This window comes from Billgrantia sulfidoxydans, assembly GCF_017868775.1.
Lineage (GTDB): Bacteria > Pseudomonadota > Gammaproteobacteria > Pseudomonadales > Halomonadaceae > Halomonas > Halomonas sulfidoxydans.
Window position 1 is genome coordinate 974,490 of sequence record NZ_CP053381.1, and the last position, 24,392, is coordinate 998,881.

Here is a 24,392-nt window from a genome sequence, read left to right on the forward strand (position 1 = left end):
GGGAGCCATGGAATTCGAACAGCTCAAACATTTCGTCACCCGTCACGACAACTTCGAGGTGCGCGTCATCACCCATGCCGGCAGCCACTGCTACCAGGTGGAACTCGAGGATGTGGAAGGGAGGCGTCATCTTCTCACCCGTCGCGGCAAGCCCACGGTGTTTCGCTCGTTGGAGGACGTCTATCTCGAGCTGCAGCGCGCCGGCATCCATCGCGCCTTTCTGGTCCAGCACGTGCCGCAGGACGAGGTGATCGGCCGTGGGGCCCACTACCGCGATCCGTTGACCTCACGCATGCCGCTCGTGTTCTAGCGCCTGGCCCGTTGCGGGCCACTACCTTAATCCAAGTTATACAAATTGCTTTCATAGTATAACTTCATGCCTCGTGCGCTCCTCGCCTGATACAATGGCCGCTCCTTTTCTCTCACCCAGAGGAGCGCAGCGCATGGCCGCATCGCAAGTGCAACCGAGTTCGACGCAACGTCAATGCCCTGCGCATGCTCCGGCGGGGCATCCCGCGGTTCCCGCACCCAAGGTGGGCGTCGTGCTGGCAAACTTGGGCACGCCGGACGCGACCAACTACTGGTCGATGCGTCGCTACCTCAGTGAGTTCCTCTCCGACAAGCGGGTCGTCGACTACCCGAGCTGGAAGTGGCAGCCGCTGCTGCAGCTGATCATCCTGACCCGGCGTCCGTTCAAATCGGGGGAGGCCTACCGCAGCATCTGGAACAACGAGAAGGACGAGAGCCCGCTGCTGACCATCACCCGGGAGCAGACCCTCAAGCTGGCCGAGGCGTTCCGGCAACGTCATGGCGACCGGGTGCTGGTGGACTTCTGCATGCGCTACGGCAACCCCTCGACGCAGAGTGTGCTGCATCGGCTGCAGGCCGAGGGCTGCGAGCGCATCCTGTTCTTCCCGCTCTATCCGCAGTACGCCTCACCGACCACCGCCACCGCTAATGACCAGGCCTTCCGCGCGCTGATGAAGCTGAAGTGGCAGCCGGCCATTCGCACCGTGCCGGCCTACTTCGAGCATCCGTCCTACCTCGAGGCGCTGGCCAGCTCGGTGCGCGAGGCGTACGCTGCCGCCGACTCGCCCCCCGAGGTGCTGGTGGCCTCCTATCACGGCGTGCCCAAGCGCTTCCTGCTCGAGGGCGACCCCTACCACTGCCAATGCCAGAAGACCACGCGGCTGCTGCGTGAACGCCTCGGTTGGTCCGAGGGGACGATCCAGACCGCCTTCCAGTCGCAGTTCGGCCCCGAGGAGTGGGTCGGGCCGCAGACCGTCGACCATGTCGCCGAGCTGGCGCGCCAGGGCAGGAAGCACATCGCAGTGGTTTCCCCGGCGTTCGCCTCCGACTGTGTGGAAACGCTGGAGGAGATTAACGAGGAGATCCGCGACAGCTTCCTCGCCGCCGGCGGCGAGCGCTTCACCTACGTGCCCTGCCTCAACGAGCGCGACGACCATATCGCCGCGCTGCTGGCCATCGCCGAGAACGAACTGGCCGGCTGGCTGTAGCCGCCGGCCCGCTTCAGCCGTGGCCGCGGTCGGGGTGGGGCACGGGCTTGTCGCCGATCTCCTCGGGGCGCAGCTCGGGTGGGCGCCCGCCGGTCTCGTCGATGTGCTTGAGCTGCATGTGCAGCCCGGTCTTGGCCAGCAGGTGGGCGCTCACCGGGGCGGTGATGAACAGGAACAGCGTGATCAGCATCTCCTGGATGTCGGGCTTGCCCTGGGTGACCCAGAAGTAGAGCATCGAGGCGATCAGCATGCAGCCGATGCCCAGGGTGGTGGCCTTGGTGGGGCCATGCAGGCGCATGTAGAAGTCGCGCAGGTGGGCCATGCCCAGCGAGCCGATGAAGGCGAAGACGCCGCCGGCGACGAGAAAGAAGGCGATCACGCCTTCGAGGATCACGTACAGGGTCATGGGGCCTCCTATTCGATGATGTCGCCGCGCAGCAGGTACTTGCACACCGCCACGGTGCTGATGAAGCCGAGCATGGCGATCAGCAGTGCCGACTCGAAGTAGGTCTTGGTATTGAGCCACAGCCCCATCAGTACGATCAGGGCGATGGAATTGATGTACATGGTGTCCAGCGCCAGGATCCGGTCGGGCATGTCCGGCCCCACGGCGAGCCGGTAGACGTTCAGCAGCAGGGCCAGCACCACCAGTGTCAGGCTGATCGTCAACGCGATATCTAGCATTCGTAGATCTCCTTCAGCGGCTGCTCGTAACGCTCTCGGATATGGGCGATCAGGGCGGCCTCGTCCTTGGCATTCAGGGCATGGATCAGCAGGGTCCTGCCGTCCATGCGCAGGTTGGCCGAGACCGTGCCAGGCGTCAGGCTGATGGTGTTGGCCAGCAGGGTGATGGTGAAGCGGTCCTTCAGCATCAGCGGGTACTCCACGAAATGCGGATGCAGGCGGCGGCGGGGGTTGATGATCAGCCAGGCGACCTCGATGTTGGCGATCAGGATGTCGCCCAGCACGCGCAGCACGAAGCGCAGCAGCAGCCAGGGCTTGGCGATGTGCGGCTGGGCGTCCCAGAAGCGGTGGGTCGCCAGCGGGATCGTCACCGCCAGGAAGCTGCCCAGCAGCAGGTGGCCGAAGGCCAGGCTGCGTACCAGCAGCAGCCAGACCACGAGCAGCAGCAGCGACAGCAGCGGCGTTGGCAGCCAGGGGCGAGGCTTGATCATGGGGCGTCTCCGGCGGTGGGCAGCAGCGCATCGATCACGCGCTGGGGGTCGGCGAGCTGGGCGGCGGTGGCTTCGGTGTAGTCGCTGACCGGGCCGGCCAGTATCACCAGCAGCGGCGAGGCGGCCAGCAGCCAGGTCACGCCGAACCACTTGCGCCAGGTCAGCGCTTCCCCGGACGGCTCGCCCTGGCTGCGCCAGAACAGCGTGGAGCCGGCGCGGGAGAGCGCGACCAGCGAGCACAGCCCGGTGAGCAGCAGCGTCGGCCACAGCCAGGGGCGCTGCCCGCCCTCGGCGGCGGCCAGCAGCAGCGCCTTGCCGATGGCGCCGGAGAGCGGCGGCAGGCCGGCCACAGAGACGGCACCGAGGAAGAACAGCCCGGCGAGCCAGCCACCCTGCTGCAGCGGGCGGCCGCGTACCAGGCGGGTGCCGGCCTTGCCACGCTGCTGGCCGATCAGCTCGGCCAGCAGGAACAGCCCGCCGGTGATCAGGGTGGTATGGATCAGGTAGTAGAGCAGTGCGGAGACCGCCCGCGGCGAGCCCATGCCGATGCCGGCGAGCAGGGTACCCACCGAGACCAGCACCAGGTAGGCCACCAGCAGGCGCAGGTCGCGCGCTGCCAGCACGCCGACGCCGGCCGCAACCAGGGTCGCCAGCGATAGCCACCAGACCCAGGCCTGTTCCAGGTTGGCCAAGGGCCCCGCGGCCTCGCCGAAGATCAGTGAATAGACGCGCAGGATGGCATAGACGCCCACCTTGGTCATGATGGCGAACAGGGCCGCCACCGGTGCCGGGGCGGCGGCATAAGTGCGCGGCAGCCAGAAGTAGAGCGGCAGCATGGCGGCCTTGAGCCCGAACACCACCAGCAGCATCAGCCCGCCGGCGGTGACCAGGCCGGCCCGCTCGGCGGGCAGCTCGGCAAGGCGCGCCGCCATGTCGGCCATGTTCAGGGTGCCGGTAGCGCCGTAGAGCACGCCCACGGCGATCAGGAACAGCGCGGAGCCGGCCAGGTTGAGCACCACGTAATGCACGCCGGCCTGGATGCGCGCCTTGCCGCCGCCGTGCAGCAGGAGGGCATAGGAGGCCAGCAGCAGCACCTCGAAGAAGACGAACAGGTTGAACAGGTCGCCAGTCAGGAAGGCGCCGTTGATGCCCATCAACTGCCACTGGAACAGGCCGTGAAAGTTGCTGCCGCGCTCGTCGTCGCCATCGCAGGCGAAGACCACGGCGCCCAGCGCCAGGACGGCGGTGAGCAGCACCATCAGCGCCGACAGGCGATCGAGCACCAGCACGATGCCGAAGGGGGGCTGCCAGTCGCCCAGCGCGTAGTAGGTCACTTCGCCGCTCGCGGCCTGGCCGACCAGGGCGATGCCGACCAGCACCAGCAGCGCGGTGCTGCCGACGCCGGCCAGGCGCTTCAGCCGGGTGCCGCCCTGGCGGCGATAGAGCAGCAGGATGCCGACCACCAGCGGCAGCACGATGGGCAGTACGATGAGATGCATCATCGGCTGCGCTCCTCATCGTCATGCGAGCGGCCGTCGACATGGTCGTTGCCGACCTCGCTGCGAGCACGCATCGCCAGGATCACCACGAAGGCGGTCATGGCGAAGCCGATGACGATGGCGGTGAGTACCAGCGCCTGCGGCAGCGGGTCGGCGTAGTCCCCCGCGCCATCGACGATGGCGGCGCCGTCGGTGGTCAGCCCGCCCATCGAGAACAGGAAGAGGTTCACCGCGTAGGAGAGCAGGGTCAGGCCGACGACCACCGGAAAGGTGCGCCCGCGCAGGGTCAGGTAGAGCCCGCAGGCGGTCAACACGCCGGTGGTGATGGCGTAGAGGCTTTCCATCAGGAGGTCTCCTTGCTGGGGCGCGGGTTGGAGTCGGTGAAGCTCTCGGCGGGCTCCTTGGCCGGCCGGTGGGGCGTGGTGACCTTGCCCAGGTTGGCGAGGATCATCAGGGTGGCGCCGACCACGGCGAGATAGACGCCGAGGTCGAAGAGCAGTGCCGTGGCCAGTTCGAACTTGCCTACCAGCGGCAGGCTGAAGTAGCCGAAGGCCGAGGTCAGGAAGGGGTAGCCGAACAGCCAGCTGCCCAGCCCGGTCAGCGTGGCGATGCCGACCCCGGCGACGGCCACCGGCTGGTAGGGGAAGTCGAGCCGCTCCTGCGCCCATTCCACGCCGCGCGCCATGTAGAGCAGGATCAACGCCACGGCGGTGATCAGGCCGGCGATGAAACCGCCGCCGGGCAGGTTGTGGCCGCGCAGGAAGATGAAGGCCGACACCAGCAGGGCCAGCGGCAGCAGCGCCATGGAGATCGAGGTGAGGATCGCCGGGTAGCGATCCGGCGACCACACGCGCCCCTCGCCGTCGCTGTGCGGCATGAACAGGCGCAGGCGATTGAGCAGCTTGAAGATGGCCAGGCCCGCCAGGGCCAGCACGGTGATCTCGCCCAGGGTATCGAAGCCGCGGAAGTCGACCAGGATGACGTTGACTACGTTGTGGCCGCCGCCGCCGGGCACGCTGTTGTCGACAAAGAAGCCGGCAATGGAGGCGTTGTCGCGGGTCAGCACGGCGTAGTTGAGGCTGGCCACCACCAGGCCGAGGGAGCCGGCCAGGACGATATCGCGCAGGCTGCGGCGGTGCGAGGACTCCGGCGGTGTCTTCTGCGGCAGGAAGAACAGCGCCAGCATCAGCAGGATCATGGTGACCACTTCCACCGAGAGCTGGGTCAGGGCCAGGTCGGGGGCCGAGAAGCGGGCGAAGGTCAGCGACACCACCAGGCCCACCACCGACAGCAGCAGCAACGAGATCAGACGATAGCGGTGCGTGACCGCCGTGCCGATACCGCCGAACAGCAGCAGGCCGGCGCCCAGCAGCAGAATGCCATCGAGGGGCTGGTTGCCCTTCTCCCCGGTGAGGCCGGTCATTTCGGCGAGCCCCAGCGCACCGACGATCAGGGTGGCGAGGAGCAGCCAGCTCATATAACGCTGCAGCGAAGCCCCGTCGAACCAGGCCAGGCCGGCTTCGGCGGCGTTGCCCAGGCGCTGCAGCGCGGCTTCGAACACCAGGCGGGCGTCGATGGGGTGAAAGGTGCGCACGAAGCGCTGCAGGTCGGCGTGGCGCCAGTAGGTGGCGACACCCGCGGCCAGGGCGACCAGGCTCATGACCAGCGGCAGGTTGAAGCCGTGCCAGATCGCCAGATGAAACTCGAGCGGCTCGCCCAGCGCCGCCTGTACGGCCGGGACGAGGATGCCTTCGGCCAGCACCGGGGCGAGCCCCACCGCCACGCACAGTACGACCAGCAGCTCCACGGGCGCGCGCATCAGGCGCGGCGGCTCGTGGGGGGCCTTGGGCAGCGGTTGCTGGGCGGGCTTGAAGAAGACCGCATGGACCAGACGCAGGGAGTAGGCGACCGAGAGAATGCCGCCCAGCGTGGCCAGCGCCGGCAGCAGCCAGCTCAGCCCGCCGAGAACGGGGGTGGCCAGGGTCTCGGTGAAGAACATCTCCTTGGAGAGAAAGCCGTTGAGCAGCGGGACGCCGGCCATGGCGGCGGCGGCCAGGGTGGTCAGCAGGGTGGTCACCGGCATGGCACGGCGCAGTCCGCCCAGGCGGCCGAGTTCTCGGGTGCCGGTCTCGTGGTCGACGATGCCGGCACTCATGAACAGCGCCGCCTTGAAGGTGGCGTGGTTGATGATATGGAACAGCGCCGCGAGCACGGCCATGGGGCTGCCGATACCCAGCAGCATGGTGATCAGGCCCAGGTGGCTCACGGTGGAGAAGGCCAGGATCCCCTTGAGATCGGTCTTGAGCAACGCAAACCAGGCCCCGTAGAGCAGGGTGGCGGCACCCACCAGTGATACCGTCACCGACCACAGGCCGCTGTCGGCGATGGCCGGGTGCAGGCGTGCCATCAGGAAGATGCCCGCCTTGACCATGGTGGCGGAGTGCAGGTAGGCCGAGACCGGCGTCGGCGCGGCCATGGCGTGGGGCAGCCAGAACTGGAACGGGAACTGGGCCGACTTGGTGAACGCCCCCAGCAGCACCAGCACGAGCATCAGTGGGTAGCGCGGATCGGCGACGATGACGTCGCCGCTGGCGAGCACGAGGTCCATGGAGAAGCCGCCGGCCATGTCGCCGAGCAGCAGCAGCCCGGCGAGCAGGGCGAGGCCGCCGGCGCCGGTCACGGTCAGCGCCATTCGCGCGCCCTTGCGCGCCTCGCTCTGGTGGGACCAGTAGCCGATCAGCAGAAACGAGGAGATGCTGGTCAGCTCCCAGTAGAGCCACAGCAGGATCAGGTTGTCGGCCATGACGATGCCGACCATCGAGGCCATGAACAGGATCAGATAGGCGTAGAAGCGCCCGAAGGGTTCCTCGGGCGCGAGGTAGAAGTGCGCATAGAGCAGGATCAGCAGGCCGATGCCGAGGATCAGCAGGTTGAACAGCAGCGACAGCCCATCCAGCCGGAAGGCCAGCTCGAGGCCCAGCGCGGGCAGCCACTCCAGCGCGAAGCGCAGCGGTTCGTCAGCCGCCAGCGCCGGCCAGTGGCCCAGCGCCAGAAGGAGGGCGATGGCCGGTGGCACGGCGGTGGCCAGCGTACAGAAGCGGCGGCCTCGGTGCGCGCTGAGCATGGGCATCAGCATGCCCAGCAGCGGTAGCAGGGGTATCCACAACAGTGTCATCGTTTGCTCGTCCTGCGCGGGTCCGTGAGGAGAGGGGCATAGTTTGCCTACGGGACGGGAGGACGCAAGCATCAAGCGTTTGTTTCCCGTCCTTGGGCCAGAACGTCCCTATAATGCCGCCTCCCGCTACGTCAAAGCAAAGCGGGTGCGTCCGCGGCTCCTTGCCATTCAATACCTTGTCTCTATAAAGTGGTTGCGTCGAACCGATGGGAGCGATGCCTGCGCGTGGCTCCGTCCACTGACTGGGAGGGCGCCGTATGCAGCTGGCCGTGCTGGGTGGCTTCGTGGTGGCGGGGATGGCCCCGCTGCTGCACCGCTGGTTCGGCGATCGAACGCCGCTGGTGATGGCGCTGCTGCCGGCCTCCCTGGCGGCCTGGCTGCTCGGGCAGTGGCCGGCCATCGCAGCGGGCGAGGTGTTGCTGCTCGAATGGGCCTGGGTCCCCGGGCTCGACATCTCGCTGAGTTTCCTCATCGACGGCCTGGCCTGGCTGTTCGCCCTGCTGATCACGGGAATCGGTGCGCTGGTGCTGGTCTACACCGGCGACTATCTGCGCGGTCATCGCGACCTGCCACGCTTCCTGGTCGTGCTCACCGCCTTCATGATGTCGATGCTCGGCCTGGTGCTGGCCGACAACCTGGTGACCCTGTTCGTTTTCTGGGAGCTCACCAGCATCACTTCCTTCCTGCTGATCGGCTTCAACCACGGCGACCTGTCGGCGCGCAAGGCGGCCCAGCAGGGGCTCTACGTCACCGTCGGCGGCGGGTTGGCGCTGCTCGCCGGCTTCGTCATGCTGGCCATGGCCGGGGGCAGCTGGTCGCTGGCCGAGCTGACGACCCGGGGCGATGAGCTGCGCGACCATGCCCTCTATCCGCCGTTGCTGGCGTGCCTGCTGATCGGCGCCTTCACCAAGTCGGCCCAGTTCCCGTTTCACTTCTGGCTGCCCAGCGCGATGGCCGCGCCGACGCCGGTCTCGGCCTACCTGCACTCCGCCACCATGGTCAAGGCGGGGGTCTATCTGTTGGCCCGGCTGCATCCGGCCCTCGGCGGTACCGACGCCTGGACGCTCAGCCTGTCGCTGGTGGGTGCCTTCACCATGGCCACGGGTGCCTTCCTGGCGATCCACCACACCAACCTCAAGAAGCTGCTGGCCTACTCGACGGTCATGGCGCTGGGCACCCTGACCATGCTGCTGGGGCTGGGTACGCCTGCGGCGCTGGTGGCGTTCGTGACCTTCCTGCTGGCGCATTCGCTGTACAAGGGGGCGCTGTTCATGGTGGCCGGCATCCTCGATCACGAGACCGGCACCAAGGATGTCACCCACATGGGCGGGCTGCGCCGGGTGATGCCGCGCACCGCCGTGGTCGCCGCCGTGGCCGCGCTGTCGCTGGCCGGCATGCCGCCGCTGCTGGGCTTCGTCGGCAAGGAGCTGATGCTCGAGTCGGCGCTGGCCGCCACGCACTTCCGTGTGATCATCGTCGGGCTGACGTTCGTGGCCGCCTTCCTGACCTTGGCGGTGGCGGCCATCGTCGCCCTGCGACCGTTCCATGGCGCCTGGCGGCGCACGCCGCGCTCACCCCACGAGGCGCCGCCGGGCATGCTGGTGGGGCCGGCCCTGCTGGCCGCGCTGTCGCTGCTGCTTGGCCTGGTGCCGGGGCGGCTCGACGCGCTAGTCGCCTCGACGGTCGCCGGGCTCGGCGCCGTCGATCACGAGGTGCACCTGGCGCTCTGGCACGGCATCAACCTGCCACTGCTGCTGTCGTTGGCCAGCCTGGCGCTGGGGCTGGCGGTGTGGCACCGCTGGGATCGCCTGCGAGCCCGTCTGGCCCGCCTCAGGCCGCTCATGGCGCGTGGGCCCGAAGCCGGCTATGAGGCGCTGATGGCGGGCCTGGTGGCGGGCGCCGAGTGGCAGACCCGCATGCTGCAGAACGGCCATATCCGCAACTACCTGGTCGTGACGCTGCTGACGCTGCTCGGGCTGGTCGGCCACGCGCTGTTCTTCCGCCATGCGCCGAGCCTCGACGTGCCCGTCGAGGCCTACCTGCACGAGGCCGTGGTCGCCGGCCTGATGGTGGCCGGGGCGGTAGCCGCCTGCGTGATGCGCTCGCGCCTGGCGGCGGTCGCCGCGGTGGGCATCATGGGCTTCTCCATCGCCCTGGTGTTCGTCCTGTTCAGCGCCCCGGACCTGGCCATCACCCAACTGCTGGTCGAGACCCTGACGGTGATCCTGCTGGTGCTGGTACTGTTCCGGCTGCCGCGCTTCGCCACCCTGTCGACGCCCACCGAGCGCGCCCGCGACGTCGTCGTGGCGGGGCTGAGCGGGCTGATGATCACGCTGCTGATGCTCTCGGTGCTGGCCGGCGAGCGGCTGCCGCGCATCTCCGACTACCTGATCGCCAACAGCCAGCCGCAGGGCCACGGCCACAACATCGTCAACGTCATCCTGGTCGACTTCCGCGCCCTGGATACCCTGGGCGAGATGTTCGTGCTGGCCCTGGCGGCCATCGGCGTGCTGGCCATGCTGCGCTTCCACGCCGGCGATCACGAGGTTGGGCGCAGCTCGACGCGGGAGCATGGCGATGGTTAGATCCGGTACCCTGATCCTCAGCGTGGCGGCCCGCCTGCTGCTGCCGCTGCAGCTGCTGTTCTCGCTGTTCCTGCTGCTGCGCGGCCACGACGAGCCGGGTGGCGGCTTCATCGCCGGGCTGGTGGCGTCCGGTGCCTTCGCGCTCTATCTGTTCGCCTACGGCGGACGGGCCATGCACGCCATGCTCAAGGTCTCACCGCGCGACCTGATCGGCGTCGGTTTGACGCTCGGCGTGCTCTCGACCCTGCCGGCGCTGTGGCAGGGCGAGCCATTCTTCACCGCCCAGTGGTGGACGATTCCGCTGATCGACTTCAAGGCATCGACGCCGCTGCTGTTCGACATCGGGGTCTATCTGGTGGTGCTCGGCTCCGTGCTGACCGCCATCACCGCCCTGGTGGACAACGACCGCGAAGACGATGCCTGACATCGAGGAGGCGCCATGGAACCCCTGCTAGCCGTTGCCATCGGTATCCTGTTCGCCGCGGCGATCTACATGATGCTGCGCCGTTCCATCGTCAAGCTGGTGATCGGGCTGATGCTGCTCTCCAATGCTGCCAACCTGCTGATCTTCGTCTCCGCGGGCCTGACCCGCGGCGGGCCGCCGCTGGTACCGCAGGGCCTGGATGCGCCGCCGGCAGCCGTGGCCGACCCGCTGCCGCAGGCACTGGTGCTCACCGCCATCGTGATCGCCTTCGGCGTGCTGTCGTTTGCCGTGGTGCTGGTGCGCCGCGCCTGGGAGATCGTGCGCGCCGACGACCTCGACCGCATGAGGGATACCGACACGTGAACCTTCAGCTCGCGCTCCCGATCCTGATCCCGCTGCTCGCCGGGGCGGTGTCGCTGCTGTTCTGGCGCTCACGCCTGATGCAGCGGATGATCGCCGTGGCCGGTACCGGGCTGCTGCTGGTGGCCAGCGTGTGGTTGCTGGCGTCGGTCAGTCGGGGCGGCATCCTGGTGCTGCAAGTGGGCAACTGGCCGGCACCCTTCGGCATCAGCCTGGTGGCCGATCTGCTCGGCGCCATCATGGTGGTGCTGACCGGTATCATCGGCTTCGCGGTGGCGCTCTACTCGCTGGCCACCACCGGCCGCGGCCACGAGGCCTACGGCTACTTCCCGCTGATGCACCTGCTGCTGGCCGGGGTGGCGGGCGCCTTTCTCACCGGCGACATCTTCAACCTCTACGTCTGGTTCGAGGTGATGCTGGTGGCCTCCTTCGCGCTGCTGATACTGGGCAGCGAGAAGGCGCAGATGGAGGGGGCGATCAAGTACGTCACCCTCAACCTGCTGTCGTCGGTGATCTTCCTGGTGGCCGTGGGGCTACTCTACGGCATGGTCGGCACGCTCAACATGGCCGATATCGCCCGGCGCCTGGCGAGCCTGGAGGATACCGGCATGGTCGATGTGCTGGCGATGATGTTCATGGTCGCCTTCGGCATCAAGGCGGCCGCCTTCCCGCTGTTCTTCTGGCTGCCGGCCTCCTACCACACGCCGCCGGTGGCGGTGTCGGCGCTGTTCGCCGGGCTGCTGACCAAGGTCGGCGTCTATGCGCTGTTCCGGGTGTTCACGCTGATCTTCCACCACAGCCCGGGCTATACCCACGAGATCCTGCTGTGGGGCGCGGGGCTCACCATGCTCTCGGGGGTGCTGGGGGCGGCGGCCCAGTTCGAGTTCCGCCGCATCCTGTCGTTCCACATCGTCAGCCAGATCGGCTACATGATCCTGGGCCTGGCGCTGTTCACGCCGCTGGCCATCCTCGGCGGCGTGTTCTACATCGCCCACCACATCCTGGTGAAGACCAACCTGTTCCTGGTCAGCGGCATCGTCCATCGCCTGCAGGGCAGCTACCGCCTCAAGCGCCTGGGCGGGCTCTATCGCAGCCACCCCTGGCTCGCCGTGCTGTTCCTGATCCCGGCGCTGTCGCTGGCGGGGATGCCGCCGCTGTCGGGCTTCTTCGCCAAGTTCATCGTGATCCGCGCCGGCATCGAGGCCGAAGCCTACGGCGTGACCGCCATCGCCCTGCTGGTGGGGCTGCTCACGCTCTACTCGATGATCAAGATCTGGTCCGAGGTGTTCTGGAAGACGGCGCCCGACGGCGACGAGGCCGACGCCCAGGCGGCGGTGGGCCAGCGTGAGCTGTGGCTGATGTCGCTGCCGGCGGTGGGCCTGGCGCTGTGCACGCTGTTGATCGGCCTGAACGCCGGCCCCCTGTATGCCCTGGCCGAGGCCTCGGCGGGAGAATTGCTCGCCCCCGAGCGCTACATCGAAGCGGTGCTGGGGCCGCGCGGGGAGGGCGGGCCATGATCGGGGCCGCCTGGAACCTGCTGCTGGGTGTCGCCTGGGTGGTGCTGACCGGCGACTTCAGCGGCCGCAACCTGCTCGCGGGTCTGACCTTCGGCTACCTGGTGCTGGCGCTGATCCAGCCCCAGGTGCCGGCGCTGGCGGGATATGCCCAGCGCCTGCCGCGGCTGATCCGCTTCGTCGGGTTCTTCTTCAAGGAGCTGCTGCTGGCCAACCTCAAGGTCGCCTTCGATGTCGTCACGCCGCCCTGGTACATGCGGCCCGGCGTGATCGCCATGCCGCTCAAGGCACGCAGCGAGTTCGAGATCGCCCTGGTGGCCAACCTGATCTCGCTGACGCCGGGTACCCTGAGCCTGGACGTCTCCGATGACCGCCGGGTGCTCTACATCCACGCCATGTTCCTCGACGACGAGGCCGAGCTGCGCCGCAACCTGGCGGAGCTCGAGCGCCGCGCGCTGGAACTGTTCCACTGAGCCGAGGAGGAGAACCGTGTCGATCGTGATCCTGGCGAGTCTGGTACTCATGACCCTGGCGCTGTGCCTGGCCTTCGTGCGCCTCTATCTCGGCCCCAGCCTGCCGGATCGGGTGGTGGCGCTGGAGCTCTTCTCGTCGATGATCGTCGGCATCATCGGGGTGGTGGCGATTGCCACCGACGTGCCGAGCCTGCTGGACGTGGCCATCGTCATGGCACTGATGGCGTTCATGGCGGCCATCGGTTTCGCGCGCTTCCTCGAGCGCGGGGGGCCGCGCGATGATTGAGATGCTCAAGGGCAGCCTGATCCTGGTCGGCGCCATCTTCATGTTCCTGGCCGCACTCGGTCTGGTACGCCTGCCCGACCTGCTCACGCGCATGCATGCCACCACCAAGGCGGCTACCCTCGGCGCCTCGCTGATCATGCTGGCGGTGGCGCTGCACTTCGGCGAGGTGGCGGTGGTGGCGCGGGCGCTCGGGGTGATCCTGTTCATCATGATGACGGCGCCGGTGGCGGCCCACGTGATCGGCCGTGCCGGCTACTTCGTTGGCTCCAGGCTGTGGCACGGTACGGTCAAGGACGAGCTGCGGCCCAACTACGATCCGCTCACCCACGAGCTCAAGAGCGGCCTGGAAACGGAGGCCAACGCCGTGCACCAGCCGCGCGAGAACGACCCCAAGTGACCTGGGCCGTGGTCCGTTACCGGGACGACGCTTCCCGGGCGCCACGGGGTTGGCTGGCGGGCGCTTCTGGGCGATGATCGTTGGCCATCGAAGTAAAGGAATACACCGTCATGATCCGTTCTCTCTTTCCCGCCACCGCCCTGCTTCTGCTGCTGGCCGGCTGCCAGTCCGGCCCGGTACAGGACGTGGCGGCCGACGAGCGCCAGCCGGAGGCTGCCGCGAGCGAGACTGCCCCACCCGAGCTGGCCCCCAGCGAGGCCGAGCGCCCCCCGGCGGACTTCCAGGCCTGGCTGCGCGATTTCCGCCGTCAGGCCCGCGCCGAGGGGATCGGTGAGGCGACCCTGGCACGGGCGTTGGACGGCCTGCGCTATCGGCCCCGCGTGATCGAGCTCGACCGTTCGCAGCCGGAATTCGTGCGCCCCATCTGGCAATATCTGGACAGCGCCGTCTCCCAGGCCCGCGTCAGCGAAGGGCGGGCCAGGCTCGCCGAGCATCGCGAAACGGCCCGCCGGATGGAACAGCGCTACGAGGTGCCGGCCGAGGTCGTGGTGGCGATCTGGGGCATCGAGAGCAACTACGGCGGCAACTTCGGCGACTTTTCCACGCTCGAGGCGCTGGCGACCCTGGCCTTCGACGGGCGCCGGCGCGACTTCGCCCGCGGCGAGCTGCTGGCCGCGCTGCGCATCCTCGAGGCCGGCGACATTTCTCCGGAGCGCATGATCGGCTCCTGGGCCGGTGCCATGGGTCATACCCAGTTCATTCCCTCCAGCTTCGAGTCCTATGCCGTGGATGGCGACGGCGACGGGCGTCGCGACATCTGGGGCAGTATCCCGGACGTGATGGCCTCCACCGCCAACTACCTGGCACGCGCCGGCTGGCAGTCCGGCCAGCCCTGGGGGGTGGAGGTGCGCCTGCCGGACGGCTTCGACTATGCCCAGACCGAGCTCACCACGCAGCGTTCGAGCCGCGAGTGGGCGCAGCAGGGCGTGAGTCGCCGCGGTGGTGGCAGCCTGCCCGACTTCGCGCAGGCGGCGGTGATCGCGCCGGCGGGGGCGCACGGGCCGGCCTTCCTGGTGGGTCCCAACTATCGCGCCATCCTGCGCTACAACAATGCCACCAGCTATGCCCTGGCGGTGGGCACGTTATCCGACAGGATCGCCGGGCGCGAGGGGGTTCGGGCCGAGTGGCCGCGCGACGTGCAGCCGCTGTCGCGCAGCCAGGTGCGCGAGCTGCAGCAGGCCCTGAACGCGCGCGGCTTCGACGTCGGCGCCCCGGATGGCGTCATGGGGCCGAACACGCGGCGCGGGCTGCGCGAATTCCAGCGCAGCATCGGTGTCACGCCGGATGGTTTCGCCACCCTGAGCTTGCTCGAGCGGCTCCAGCGCCGCTGATACATCGGCCGGGCTCGGCGCGGAGCCCGGCAGCGAGGGTCAGCCGTCGCTATCGCGGGTCCACTCGTCGAGGGTCTCGCTGATGCGCCGGCCGGCCCGCTCGGCGCCCTCTTGGGTACGCTCCCAGGCGTTCTCGGCGCCTTCGCCGATGCGGTCAAGCCCCTGTCGGGTACGGTGCCAGGCGCTCTCGGCCCCCTCGCCGGTACTGTCCCAGGCCTCGCGGGCGCGCTCTCGGGCGGTGTTCATCCACTCCCGGTCGTAGCGAGGCATGGCGTCGAGTGCCTCGGTGTCGGTCTCGACGATAATGTCGTGCTGGGTCTCGCCATTCTCGTTGAAGTTGACCAGGCGATAGTGCTGGTTGGTGATGACCACGGTGTCGCCGTCCAGACCCACCGAGTCGTGGGTGTCGACCACGATGGCTTGCACCTTCCTGTCGTCACCGAGGAGGATATCGACCACTTCGCTGGGCTCGCTGGCCGGGGCGCTCTCGAAATGCACCTCGGCATCGAGGATGTCACGGGTCGAGTAGAGACCCTGAGGGTCGAACTGGGCCTGAGCGCCGGTACCGAGCCCGGCGAGGAACAGGCCGGCCGAGGCGGCCAGGATCGTCCTTGCAGTGCGTGTCTGTGTCATCGTTTTGCCCTCCTTATCCTTGGTGACACGGGTAGTGTAGTAAACGTAACGGCTGGGTTCAGGCACGTGGAACCGGCGTGGCGAACCGGGGTCCATGAAGGGTTGACCGAGAAGGGAGGTATGATCATGACCATCAAGTGGCCGGCTGTGTACCGCCAGGCGTGTCGTTTTCCCCTGCGCGGTATGGCCATGACAGCGGCGCTGATCGTGGCCGTGTCGATGCCGGCCGTGGCCGAGGAAGGGGCGGTCTTCGGCTGGGTCGAGAAGAGTACCCTCGAGCCCTGGGGCGTGGAGGTCAAGGCCAAGCTGGACAGCGGCGCGCTGACCTCCTCGCTCGATGCCCGCGACATCGAGCGCTTCGACAAGGAGGGCGAGGAGTGGGTGCGCTTCCGGCTCAAGCTGGAGGACGAAGCGAATGGCGAGACCTTCACCGAATGGCTGGAGCTGCCGCTCTACCGCAGCCTCAAGCTGCGCGGCGCCGGCGGCGTCGATCGTCGCCCCGTGGTGCTGATGAAGATCTGCATGGGCGACACCGTCTTTGAAGAGCAGTTCAGCCTGCGCGATCGTGGCGACATGAACTATCCGCTGCTGCTCGGGCGGCGCACCATCGGACATCTCGGGCTGCTGGACGTGCGCGAAACCTTCCTGAACGAGCCGGAGTGCGGCGAGGACGCCCCGGTGGTGGAGCATGATCCCGACGAGGACGACGCCACCGATCAGGTCGCCATGACCGAGTGACGAACTTCGCCGCTAGAAGAGGCGTGCCAACAGGGCGACGACCGCCGTCTCCACCCGCAGGATACGCGGCCCCAGGTGGATTCCCTCGCAGCCGGCGTCGAGCAGGCGCTCCACTTCGTAGGGAATGAAGCCACCCTCGGGGCCGATCAGCAGCGCGACGGGCTCGCCCAGCCCCGTCGGGCACGCCTGTGGCATGCCGGGGTGCGCCACCAGGCCACGCCGGCCCTCGAGCAGGATCGGCAGGTTCTCCTCGACGAAGGGGCGAAAGCCCTTGGCCAGGTTCACCTCGGGCATCACCGTATCCCGTGCCTGTTCGAGCCCCAGCACCAGATGCTCGTGGATCTTGACCGGATCGAGCTCGGGCGACTGCCAGTAGCTCTTCTCCACCCGCCGGGTATGCAGCAGCGTGATCTGCTTAACGCCCATGGCCGTCACGTGCTCGAGGCTGCGGGCCAGCATGCGCGGGCGCGGCAGGGCGAGCACGAGATGTACCGGCAGCGCCGGCGGGGGAGGCGTGTCGAGCCCGTCGAGGGTGAAGCGGGCCTCGTCATCGTTGAGCCGCGTGAGCTCACCGCGGCCGATGCCGCCCCCCGCCACGCCAAGGGTCAGGCGGTCCCCCACGCGGGCGCGGTGCACCTCCTTCAGGTGGCGCAGGCGGCGCGGATCGCGCAGGCACGCCAGGCGCTCGTCGCGGATCTCCTCGGGGGTCAGCAGGATCAGGTTCATCGGGCCTCGTTGGTCGCTTCGATTTGCAAGGGCGGTGGCGCGGTGCACAATAGCAGCCAAGGGCAGTTTTGCCTTTCCAACAAGGAGTGCCATCGTGCGCGTGATTCGCAAGTATGCCAACCGTAGGCTCTATGATACCCAACAGAGCCGCTATGTGACGCTCGAGGATCTGCGACGCCTGGTTCTCGACGAGGAGCCGTTCCGGGTCGAGGATGCCAAGAGCGGGGAGGACCTGACCCGCACCATCCTGCTGTCGATCATCATCGAGCAGGAGCAGGCCGATGGCGAGGCCGAGGTGTTCTCCAACGACCTGTTGGCCCAGTTCATCCGCGTCTACGACATGGCACAGCCGCTGCCGCTGGCCCGCTACCTCGAGCAGGGCACCCAACTGATGCTCGAGCAGCAGAAGCGCATGCAGGACCAGTGGCAGCAGGCCATGCGCCACTCGCCGATGGAACTGATGCGCGAGATGGCCGAGGAAAACATGCGTTTCTGGCAGCAGGCGATCGGCCAGAACCAGCCCGGCAAGCCGGAGCCGAAGGAGAAGACCGGCAAGAACGACGACAGCGACAAGTAAGGGCATTTTGCCACCCATTCCGAGCGAAGCAGCGTAGCAGGCGGCTTTCTGCCATAATGCCGCGACGTCTTCCCAGCAGAACACCAGGCCCGTCCACTCGCGGGCCTGCGCAGCAAGAGACAGGAAAAGCAAGCGGATGAAGGTTCTGATCATCGGCGGCGGTGGCCGCGAACACGCCCTGGCCTGGAAGGTCGGCCAGTCGTCCCGCGTCGAGCGGGTCTTCGTGGCACCCGGTAACGCCGGCACGGCCCGTGAGCCGGGCCTGACCAACGTGGCCATCGAGGCGACCGAGCTGGAGCGTCTGCTGGCGTTCGCCCGCGACGAGGATGTCGCGCTGACCATCGTCGGTCCCGAGGCGCCGCTGGTCGAGGGCGTGGTCGACCGCTTCCGCGAGGCCGGCCTGGCCATCTTCGGCCCCACCCGGGGCGCCGCCCAGCTCGAGGGATCGAAGTCCTTCACCAAGGATTTCCTGGCGCGTCACGCCATCCCCACGGCCGCCTACCGCACCTTCACCGAGGTCGAGCCGGCGCTGGCCTATCTCGCCGAGCAGGGCGCGCCGATCGTGATCAAGGCCGACGGCCTGGCCGCCGGCAAGGGCGTGATAGTGGCCATGACCCTGGCCGAGGCCGAGGCGGCGGTGCGCGACATGCTCGAGGCCAACGCCTTCGGCGATGCCGGGGCCCGCGTGGTGATCGAGGAGTTTCTCGAGGGCGAAGAGGCCAGCTTCATTGTCATGGTCGATGGCACCACGGTGCTGCCGATGGCCACCAGCCAGGACCACAAGCGTGCCCTGGACGGGGATGCAGGCCCCAACACCGGCGGCATGGGGGCCTACTCGCCCGCGCCGGTGGTCACCGAGAGCGTGCACGAACGCATCATGCAGCAGGTGATCATGCCAACCGTGCACGGCATGGCGGCCGAGGGTCTCCCTTACAGCGGCTTCCTCTACGCCGGGCTGATGATCGACGCCGAGGGCAATCCCAAGGTCATCGAATACAATTGCCGCTTCGGCGATCCCGAGACCCAGCCGATCATGCTGCGCCTGCAGTCCGACCTGGCCGAGCTGTGCCTGGCCGGCGCACGCGGCGAGCTGGCCGGCCACACCTGCGAATGGGATTCCCATGCCGCCGTCGGCGTGGTGATGGCCGCGGGCGGCTACCCCGGTAGCTACCGCAAGGGCGACGTCATCGAGGGGCTCGATGCCGCTGCTGCGACCGGCTGCAAGGTGTTCCATGCCGGCACCGCCGAGGACGCCCAGGGGCGGGTGGTGACCAGCGGTGGCCGGGTGCTGTGCGTCACCGCGCTGGGCCAGGGGGTGTCCCAGGCCCGTGACCTGGCCTATCAGGGCGTGGCGGAGATCCGCTGGGAAGGCGCCCAGTGCCGTCGCGACATCGCCTATCGGGCGATCGCCCGGGAGCGCCAGGCCGGTTGAGCCACAGCCAGGCGGCCGCATCACACGATAACAAGCGTCAGGGAGTGGGCATGGAGCGAGTCAAGCTGGAGTTTCCCGAGTCCGCTATCGTGCACCGGCAGCCGCTGTCGGTGCGCATCACCGACATGAACTACGGCCGGCACCTGGGCCACGATACCCTGGTGTCGCTGCTCCACGAGGCGCGCACCCAGGCATTCGGCGCGCTCGGCCTGAGCGAATGGGATATGGGGGGCTACCCCAGCGTGGTGGCCGACCTCGCCGTGCAGTACCAGTCCGAGGCGCGCTGGCCGGATGCCCTGGTGGTGGAGACCGCCTTGCCGGCGCCCACCGGCAAGGCGATCGCCGTCTATCACCGGGTGCGCCACGCCGAGGGCGGCCGGCCGGTGGCGACGGCGCGCCTCAACGTCGTCCTGATCGATCCGGCCCAGGGCCGCAGCGTGGCCATTCCCGCCGCCGTGCAGCAGGCCATCGCCGGAGCGGAGAACGCCTGATGTCGCGCGAATATCCGATCATCGCCGTGACCGGCTCCTCAGGCGCCGGTACCACCACGGTGAAGCGTACCTTCGAGCGCATGTTCGCCCGCGAGGACGTGCATGCCGCCTTCGTCGACGGCGATGCCTTTCATCGCTATACCCGCGAGGAGCTGGCGCGCATCTTCCGTGAGGAGCCCGAGCGCAAGGACCAGCTCTCCCACTTCGCCGTGGAGGCCAACCTGCTCGACCGCCTCGAGGTACTGTTCCAGGAGTACGGCGAGCACGGCACCGGCACCTACCGGCACTATATCCACGCCGAGGACAAGCAGATGATCGAGGCCGGCCACCAGGTCGGCACCTTCACCGAATGGCAGCCGCTGCCCTGCGGCACCGACCTGCTGTTCTACGAGGGGCTGCACGGTGGGCTGGTGACGGCGGAGCACGACATCGCCCGCCATGTCGACCTGCTGGTGGGCGTGGCGCCGACCATGAACCTCGAGTGGATCCAGAAGATCGACCGCGATATCAAGCTGCGCGGCTACTCCCAGGAGGCGGTGATCGACACCATCCTGGGCCGCATGAACGACTACGTGCGCTACATCCAGCCGCAGTTCTCGCGCACCCACATCAACTTTCAGCGCGTGCCCACGGTGGACACCTCCAACCCCTTCGAGGTGCAGGACATCCCCAACGACGCCGAGTCGTTCGTGGTGATCCGCTTCCGCGACCCCTCGACGGTGGACTTCCCGTGGCTGCTGGCGATGATCCAGGATTCGTTCATGAGTCGCCCGCATACGCTGGTGGTACCGGGGGCGCGCATGTCGCTGGCCATCGAGCTGATCCTGGCCCCGCTGGTGCGCCACCTGCTGGCCCAGCGCCGCTTCCGCTGAGGGAGCGCAGGATTCGACCCGCTGATCGATAGGAGTTCGAGCCGATGCAAGACTGCCTGTTCTGCAAGATCGTCAAGCGCGAGATCCCGGCCGACATCGTCTACGAGGACGATCAGGTGCTGGCGTTCAACGACATCAACCCCCAGGCCCCGACGCATATCCTGATCATTCCCAAGCAGCACATCGCCACGCTCAACGACATCGAGGAACACGATCAGGCCCTGGTCGGCAAGTTGCCGCGTGTCGCCGCGAGGTTGGCCGAGGAGCACGGCTTCGCCGAGGCCGGCTATCGCGTGGTGATGAACTGCAATGACCAGGGCGGCCAGACGGTCTATCATATTCATATGCACCTGATGGGCGGTCGACGCTTTACTTGGCCGGCTGGCTAGCCGGCGCTATGCGGAGCAAGCCGCGCGCGTCGAGGCGTGCGACGCATCAGGTGCACCCAATGACCGACGCCACCCCAGTGCGGGTGGCGTTGCCGTGACTGCCGGCCGCTTCCGGCTTGCCGCGAACAGGAAGAGGGTGAGATGAACCGCCACTACTCCCATGCCGACAACCTGGTCCATCAGTTCGATACGGTATTGCGTACCCTGGTGCCGCATGCGGCCGTTGCCTCGCGCCCCTCGCCGGCCACCGCGGATGTCCGGGACGAGGACATGACCGCCGACGAACGGCGTCACGCCGCGGGGCTGATGCGGGTCAACCACACTGGCGAGGTGTGTGCCCAGGCGCTCTACCAGGGCCAAGGCTGCACCGCCAAGCTGCCCGAGGTGCGCAGCCAGATGGAGCACTCAGCACAGGAGGAGATCGACCACCTGGCGTGGTGCGACGATCGGCTGCAGGAGCTCGACAGCCACACCAGCGTGCTCAATCCGCTGTTCTATGCCGCCTCCTTCGGCCTCGGGGCGGTGGCCGGCGCCATCGGCGACCGCATCAGCCTGGGCTTCGTCGCCGCCACCGAGGAGCAGGTGGGCAAGCACCTGGAGGAGCACATGGTCAAGCTGCCCGCGGGTGACCGCCGCTCGCGTGCCGTGCTGCGCCAGATGGCCATCGACGAGGCGCACCACGCCCAGCTGGCGCTCGAAGCCGGCGGGGCGCGCTTCCCGGCGCCGGTCAAGTTCGGCATGTCGCTGATGTCGAAGGTGATGACCAAGAGCGTCTATCGGATCTGAGTGACGGGCATGTCCGAGGAGATCCATCTGCGTTTCGTCGAAGTCGCTCGCGAGCTGAGCCCCGGTCTGGCCGATGCCTTCGAGCGCGGAGGGCCGGTCACGCTCCGGGCCGACGACAGCCGACCGCTGGCCGAGCGCCTGTGTCGCTCGATCGCGGGGCAGCAGCTGTCGGTGAAGGCGGCGCGCTCGATCTGGACGCGAGTCGTCGATGCCGCCGGCGACGCGCCGCTGATGGCGTTCCTCAGCGAGCCGAACCAGGACACGCTGCGCGGCTGTGGCCTCTCCGCTGCCAAGACGCGGGCGCTGTGCCTGATCGCCGAGGAAGCCAGGGCCGGGCGGCTCGAGGCCGATGAGTTGCGCCGTCTGGACCATGCCGAGCGCTCACGGCGGTTGACCGCGCTCTGGGGGGTGGGCCAGTGGACCGCCGACATGATCTCCATCTTCTACTTCGGCGAGCCCGACGTCTGGCCCGAGGGCGACGTGGCGGCGCGCAAGACCCTCGCGCGCCTCACCAGCCCTCGGCGCAAGACGCTGCGCACCGCGGCACGCTTCGCTCCCTACCGCTCGCACCTGGCGCTCTACCTGTGGCGCCACGTCGATGCGCCGCCCGTGTAGCCGCTGCGACGAGACGCAAAAGGCCCGCATGCGCGGGCCTTTTCTGTTCGGGGCGGTGAGTCCGACAGGTCAGTCGTCGACGATGCTGTAGGAGTGGGTGACCTCGACGCCGCCCTTGGCCAGCATGATCGAGGCGCTGCAGTATTTCTCCGCCGAGAGTTCCACCGCGCGCTTGACCTGGCTCTCCTTGAGATTGTGCCCGCTGACGGTGAAGTGGACGTGGATGCGGGTGAATACGGACGGCACCGCGTCGGCGCGCTCGGCCTCGACGGTGGCCACGCAGTCGGTCACCCCGGCGCGCGACTTCTCGAGGATCTCCAGCACGTCGAAGGAGGTGCAGGCGCCCATGCCCATCAGCAGCATCTCCATCGGGCGCGGCCCGGTATTGCGTCCGCCGTGATCGGGCGGGCCGTCGATCACCACGCTGTGACCACTTCCGGATTCGGCGACGAACTGGCGGCCATCGGTCCACTTGACGCTGGCTTTCATGAGCAGGGTTTCCTTATCGAAGCGTTCATGCGGGCAGCTTACCACTGTGCGGCGCGTGACTCAGCCTTGGCGCAGTTCCCGATCCAGCTCGACCAGACGCTCGGGCGTGCCCACGTCGACCCAGCGGCCGCGGTGATGGGTACCCCCGACGCGTCCGGCGTTCATCGCCTCGCGCAGCAGCGGGGCCAGGGGAAACTCGCCAGGCGGTCGTTCGGCTACCAGCGCCGGGTCGATCAGGCTGAGGCCGGAGAAGGTCAGGCGCGGCTCGCCGCTGGCGTGTACCCGGCCGGCGGAATCGAGGTGAAAATCCCCCTCCGGATGATGCGGCGGGTTGGCGACCAGCACCAGGTGGGCCAGGTCGTCGCCGAGCGGCGGCAGGACAGCGGGATCGAAGGCGCACCAGACGTCGCCGTTGACCAGCAGGAAGGGGGCGCCGCCCAGCAGCGGCAGCGCCTGGCGGATGCCGCCGCCGGTCTCCAGCGGGGTCGCCTCGCGGCTCCAGGCGATGCGGACGCCGTAGGCGTCGCCGTCGCCCAGCGCCTCGACGATCTGTTCGGCGCGATAGCTGACGTTGATCACCACCTCGCGAATACCCGCGGCCGCCAGTCGCTCCAGGTGGTGCGCGATCAGCGGCTTGCCGGCCACCGGCAGTAGCGGCTTGGGGCAGTGGTCGGTCAACGGCCGCATGCGCTTGCCAAGGCCGGCGGCGAGAATCATCGCCTTCATGTCGTCTCCGGATCGGCACGGCCCGCCAGACGGCGCTCCAGGGCGGGGCGGAAGGTGTCGGCGAGCCAGCGCTGGAAGGGCTCGTGCTCAGGCAGCGCGACGAGGCTTGCCTCGAGGTGGGCGAGGAAGTGCGGTAGGCGCTCGAGGTAGCCGGTGCGGCCATCGCGCAGGGTCAGGCGGCAGAAGATGCCGAGCACCTTGAGGGCACGCTGGGCGGCCATGGCCTGCACCTGGCGCTGGAAGGTCCCGCTCGTGGTGGCACCGGGCAGCCGGCCGTCGGCAATCGCCCGCTGGCGGAAGGCCTCGACCCAGGCGGCGAAGCGCGGCGCCGGGAAGCGGCAGTAGCGGCCGCGCAGCAGCGAGATCAGGTCGTAGCTGAGGGGGCCGGCCACGGCGTCCTGGAAGTCGATCAGGTAGAGCCGCTCGTCCTGCACCATCAGGTTCATGGCGTCGAAGTCGCGGTGCACCGCAACCACCGGCTGGGCCAGGGCGGAGTCGATCAATGCCCTTCGCAGTTCGAGCCAGCCGGGCGGCGGGGCCAGGCCGAGCCAGCGCCCGAGGCACCACTCGGGGAATAGGTCCAGCTCGCGGCCAAGCAGGGCGGCATCGTAGGCCGGCAGCGCGTCGGGAGCGGCGCGGTTCTGCAATTCATGGATCAGATCCATGGCGCGCTCGTGCCAGGCCAGGGTGTCGGCGTGCGCGTTACCGGCGAAGCGCTCCTGCAGCGGCGTATCGCCGAGGTCGTCGAGCTCGAGGAAGCCCGCCTCCAGATCCACTGCATGCAGCGCCGGCACCGGCAGCCCGCCGGCCCGCCAACGCCGGGCGATCTCGACGAAGGGGCGGCTGTCCTCCTGGGCAGGGGGGGCGTCCATCAGCATGCGCGTGCGGCCGTCGGGCAGGCGCAGGCGGAAGTAACGGCGAAAGCTGGCGTCGCCCGCGGCCAGGCGCAGGTCGAGCGCCGCGTCGGGCAGGCAGTGCTGGGCTGCCGCCCAGCGGCGCAGGGCGTCGAATCGCGTCGCGGTGTCGGCCGAGGTCATGCTGGCTCCTTGTTGTGCCGGGCGTTGCCGGTTGACGCTCGTGGGGCGCCGCCGCATGCTGAGCGGTCAGTCGCATACGACAGGC

General features: G+C 68.3%; 29 protein-coding genes. 18 read left to right on the forward strand and 11 right to left on the reverse strand.

All coding sequences use genetic code 11. The annotated features are described in order from the left end of the window. The first annotated feature begins 7 nt into the window (after positions 1 to 7). Together HNO51_RS04680 and hemH are read left to right on the forward strand one after the other, a co-directional pair. Positions 8 to 310: a DUF6482 family protein gene (locus tag HNO51_RS04680; RefSeq protein WP_197449849.1), complete on the forward strand. Its 303-nt coding sequence runs from the start codon at positions 8 to 10 to the stop codon at positions 308 to 310. A gap of 133 nt (positions 311 to 443) precedes the next feature. Next, on the forward strand, positions 444 to 1,517 hold the full coding sequence (hemH, locus tag HNO51_RS04685; RefSeq protein WP_209538604.1) for a ferrochelatase: 1,074 nt from the start codon (positions 444 to 446) through the stop codon (positions 1,515 to 1,517). Positions 1,518 to 1,530: 13 nt separating this feature from the next. Here hemH and HNO51_RS04690 read toward each other — a convergent pair whose 3' ends face one another. From HNO51_RS04690 to HNO51_RS04715, 6 genes are read right to left on the reverse strand one after another with little or no spacing between them, the layout of a single operon-like run. Further along, positions 1,531 to 1,923, reverse strand: a complete 393-nt coding sequence (locus tag HNO51_RS04690; RefSeq protein WP_197449851.1) for a Na+/H+ antiporter subunit G — start codon at positions 1,921 to 1,923, stop codon at positions 1,531 to 1,533. A gap of 8 nt (positions 1,924 to 1,931) precedes the next feature. Then, positions 1,932 to 2,201, reverse strand: a complete 270-nt coding sequence (locus HNO51_RS04695) for a K+/H+ antiporter subunit F (RefSeq protein ID WP_111413250.1) — start codon at positions 2,199 to 2,201, stop codon at positions 1,932 to 1,934. After that, positions 2,195 to 2,692: a Na+/H+ antiporter subunit E gene (locus HNO51_RS04700; protein WP_197449852.1), complete on the reverse strand. Its 498-nt coding sequence runs from the start codon at positions 2,690 to 2,692 to the stop codon at positions 2,195 to 2,197. Before HNO51_RS04700 ends, HNO51_RS04695 begins: the two co-directional genes overlap by 7 nt. Further along, complete coding sequence (locus HNO51_RS04705) at positions 2,689 to 4,194, reverse strand: monovalent cation/H+ antiporter subunit D (protein ID WP_197449853.1); 1,506 nt, start codon at positions 4,192 to 4,194, stop codon at positions 2,689 to 2,691. Before HNO51_RS04705 ends, HNO51_RS04700 begins: the two co-directional genes overlap by 4 nt. Further along, complete coding sequence (locus tag HNO51_RS04710) at positions 4,191 to 4,535, reverse strand: Na+/H+ antiporter subunit C (RefSeq protein ID WP_197449854.1); 345 nt, start codon at positions 4,533 to 4,535, stop codon at positions 4,191 to 4,193. The genes HNO51_RS04705 and HNO51_RS04710 overlap by 4 nt, the downstream gene beginning before the upstream one ends. Then, entirely contained in the window at positions 4,535 to 7,366 is a 2,832-nt protein-coding gene (locus tag HNO51_RS04715; RefSeq protein WP_209538605.1) for a monovalent cation/H+ antiporter subunit A, read from the reverse strand. The genes HNO51_RS04710 and HNO51_RS04715 overlap by 1 nt, the downstream gene beginning before the upstream one ends. A 257-nt stretch (positions 7,367 to 7,623) precedes the next feature. Between HNO51_RS04715 and HNO51_RS04720 the strand changes: the two genes are divergently transcribed. The 8 genes from HNO51_RS04720 (at position 7,624) to HNO51_RS04755 (ending at position 14,796) form a co-directional block, all read left to right on the forward strand. After that, complete coding sequence (locus HNO51_RS04720; RefSeq protein WP_209538606.1) at positions 7,624 to 9,951, forward strand: putative monovalent cation/H+ antiporter subunit A; 2,328 nt, start codon at positions 7,624 to 7,626, stop codon at positions 9,949 to 9,951. Continuing rightward, complete coding sequence (locus HNO51_RS04725) at positions 9,944 to 10,375, forward strand: Na+/H+ antiporter subunit B (protein ID WP_197449857.1); 432 nt, start codon at positions 9,944 to 9,946, stop codon at positions 10,373 to 10,375. The genes HNO51_RS04720 and HNO51_RS04725 overlap by 8 nt, the downstream gene beginning before the upstream one ends. 15 nt (positions 10,376 to 10,390) lie before the next feature. Continuing rightward, on the forward strand, positions 10,391 to 10,738 hold the full coding sequence (locus HNO51_RS04730) for a Na+/H+ antiporter subunit C (protein ID WP_197449858.1): 348 nt from the start codon (positions 10,391 to 10,393) through the stop codon (positions 10,736 to 10,738). Next, the gene (locus HNO51_RS04735; protein WP_209538607.1) at positions 10,735 to 12,252 is read left to right on the forward strand and encodes a Na+/H+ antiporter subunit D; all 1,518 of its coding nucleotides are present in this window, start codon (positions 10,735 to 10,737) and stop codon (positions 12,250 to 12,252) included. Before HNO51_RS04730 ends, HNO51_RS04735 begins: the two co-directional genes overlap by 4 nt. After that, positions 12,249 to 12,722: a Na+/H+ antiporter subunit E gene (locus tag HNO51_RS04740; RefSeq protein WP_197449860.1), complete on the forward strand. Its 474-nt coding sequence runs from the start codon at positions 12,249 to 12,251 to the stop codon at positions 12,720 to 12,722. Before HNO51_RS04735 ends, HNO51_RS04740 begins: the two co-directional genes overlap by 4 nt. Positions 12,723 to 12,738: 16 nt before the next feature. Beyond that, on the forward strand, positions 12,739 to 13,008 hold the full coding sequence (locus tag HNO51_RS04745; RefSeq protein ID WP_197449861.1) for a monovalent cation/H+ antiporter complex subunit F: 270 nt from the start codon (positions 12,739 to 12,741) through the stop codon (positions 13,006 to 13,008). Then, a complete protein-coding gene (mnhG, locus tag HNO51_RS04750; protein ID WP_209538608.1) occupies positions 13,001 to 13,405 on the forward strand; it encodes a monovalent cation/H(+) antiporter subunit G in 405 nt (134 codons plus the stop codon). The genes HNO51_RS04745 and mnhG overlap by 8 nt, the downstream gene beginning before the upstream one ends. 110 nt (positions 13,406 to 13,515) lie before the next feature. Then, positions 13,516 to 14,796 carry a lytic murein transglycosylase gene (locus tag HNO51_RS04755; protein ID WP_209538609.1) on the forward strand — a complete coding sequence of 427 codons (1,281 nt, stop codon included), beginning with the start codon at positions 13,516 to 13,518 and terminating at the stop codon, positions 14,794 to 14,796. Between the two features lie 39 nt (positions 14,797 to 14,835). Here the strand turns inward: HNO51_RS04755 and HNO51_RS04760 are convergent, their stop codons facing one another. Beyond that, positions 14,836 to 15,429 carry a hypothetical protein gene (locus HNO51_RS04760; RefSeq protein ID WP_197449864.1) on the reverse strand — a complete coding sequence of 198 codons (594 nt, stop codon included), beginning with the start codon at positions 15,427 to 15,429 and terminating at the stop codon, positions 14,836 to 14,838. 183 nt (positions 15,430 to 15,612) lie between these two features. Here HNO51_RS04760 and rloA3 point away from each other — a divergent pair, with 183 nt between their 5' ends. Further along, a complete protein-coding gene (gene rloA3, locus HNO51_RS04765; RefSeq protein WP_209539167.1) occupies positions 15,613 to 16,167 on the forward strand; it encodes a retropepsin-like aspartic peptidase RloA3 in 555 nt (184 codons plus the stop codon). Between the two features lie 12 nt (positions 16,168 to 16,179). Here rloA3 and HNO51_RS04770 read toward each other — a convergent pair whose 3' ends face one another. Next, positions 16,180 to 16,893: a 16S rRNA (uracil(1498)-N(3))-methyltransferase gene (locus tag HNO51_RS04770; protein ID WP_209538610.1), complete on the reverse strand. Its 714-nt coding sequence runs from the start codon at positions 16,891 to 16,893 to the stop codon at positions 16,180 to 16,182. A gap of 94 nt (positions 16,894 to 16,987) precedes the next feature. Here HNO51_RS04770 and phaR point away from each other — a divergent pair, with 94 nt between their 5' ends. From phaR to HNO51_RS04805, 7 genes are all read left to right on the forward strand, one after another. After that, positions 16,988 to 17,470 carry a polyhydroxyalkanoate synthesis repressor PhaR gene (phaR, locus tag HNO51_RS04775; protein WP_197449866.1) on the forward strand — a complete coding sequence of 161 codons (483 nt, stop codon included), beginning with the start codon at positions 16,988 to 16,990 and terminating at the stop codon, positions 17,468 to 17,470. Positions 17,471 to 17,606: 136 nt separating this feature from the next. Beyond that, positions 17,607 to 18,902 (forward strand): phosphoribosylamine--glycine ligase, encoded by a 1,296-nt coding sequence (gene purD / locus HNO51_RS04780; RefSeq protein WP_197449867.1) that lies wholly within the window; start codon positions 17,607 to 17,609, stop codon positions 18,900 to 18,902. Positions 18,903 to 18,952: 50 nt separating this feature from the next. Continuing rightward, positions 18,953 to 19,393 (forward strand): acyl-CoA thioesterase, encoded by a 441-nt coding sequence (locus HNO51_RS04785; RefSeq protein ID WP_197449868.1) that lies wholly within the window; start codon positions 18,953 to 18,955, stop codon positions 19,391 to 19,393. Beyond that, a complete protein-coding gene (locus tag HNO51_RS04790) occupies positions 19,393 to 20,265 on the forward strand; it encodes a phosphoribulokinase (protein ID WP_197449869.1) in 873 nt (290 codons plus the stop codon). The genes HNO51_RS04785 and HNO51_RS04790 overlap by 1 nt, the downstream gene beginning before the upstream one ends. A gap of 44 nt (positions 20,266 to 20,309) precedes the next feature. Further along, the gene (locus HNO51_RS04795) at positions 20,310 to 20,654 is read left to right on the forward strand and encodes a histidine triad nucleotide-binding protein (RefSeq protein WP_197449870.1); all 345 of its coding nucleotides are present in this window, start codon (positions 20,310 to 20,312) and stop codon (positions 20,652 to 20,654) included. Between the two features lie 141 nt (positions 20,655 to 20,795). Continuing rightward, entirely contained in the window at positions 20,796 to 21,440 is a 645-nt protein-coding gene (gene coq7, locus HNO51_RS04800; RefSeq protein WP_197449871.1) for a 2-polyprenyl-3-methyl-6-methoxy-1,4-benzoquinone monooxygenase, read from the forward strand. Between the two features lie 9 nt (positions 21,441 to 21,449). After that, positions 21,450 to 22,055 carry a DNA-3-methyladenine glycosylase family protein gene (locus HNO51_RS04805; protein WP_197449872.1) on the forward strand — a complete coding sequence of 202 codons (606 nt, stop codon included), beginning with the start codon at positions 21,450 to 21,452 and terminating at the stop codon, positions 22,053 to 22,055. Positions 22,056 to 22,124: 69 nt separating this feature from the next. Here HNO51_RS04805 and HNO51_RS04810 read toward each other — a convergent pair whose 3' ends face one another. From HNO51_RS04810 to HNO51_RS04820, 3 genes are read right to left on the reverse strand one after another with little or no spacing between them, the layout of a single operon-like run. After that, positions 22,125 to 22,544, reverse strand: coding sequence for an OsmC family protein (locus HNO51_RS04810; protein WP_197449873.1), 420 nt, complete (start codon positions 22,542 to 22,544; stop codon positions 22,125 to 22,127). 60 nt (positions 22,545 to 22,604) lie between these two features. Then, complete coding sequence (gene murU / locus HNO51_RS04815) at positions 22,605 to 23,270, reverse strand: N-acetylmuramate alpha-1-phosphate uridylyltransferase MurU (RefSeq protein WP_197449874.1); 666 nt, start codon at positions 23,268 to 23,270, stop codon at positions 22,605 to 22,607. After that, positions 23,267 to 24,307 carry an aminoglycoside phosphotransferase family protein gene (locus tag HNO51_RS04820; protein WP_209538611.1) on the reverse strand — a complete coding sequence of 347 codons (1,041 nt, stop codon included), beginning with the start codon at positions 24,305 to 24,307 and terminating at the stop codon, positions 23,267 to 23,269. Before HNO51_RS04820 ends, murU begins: the two co-directional genes overlap by 4 nt. Positions 24,308 to 24,392 lie beyond the last annotated feature (85 nt).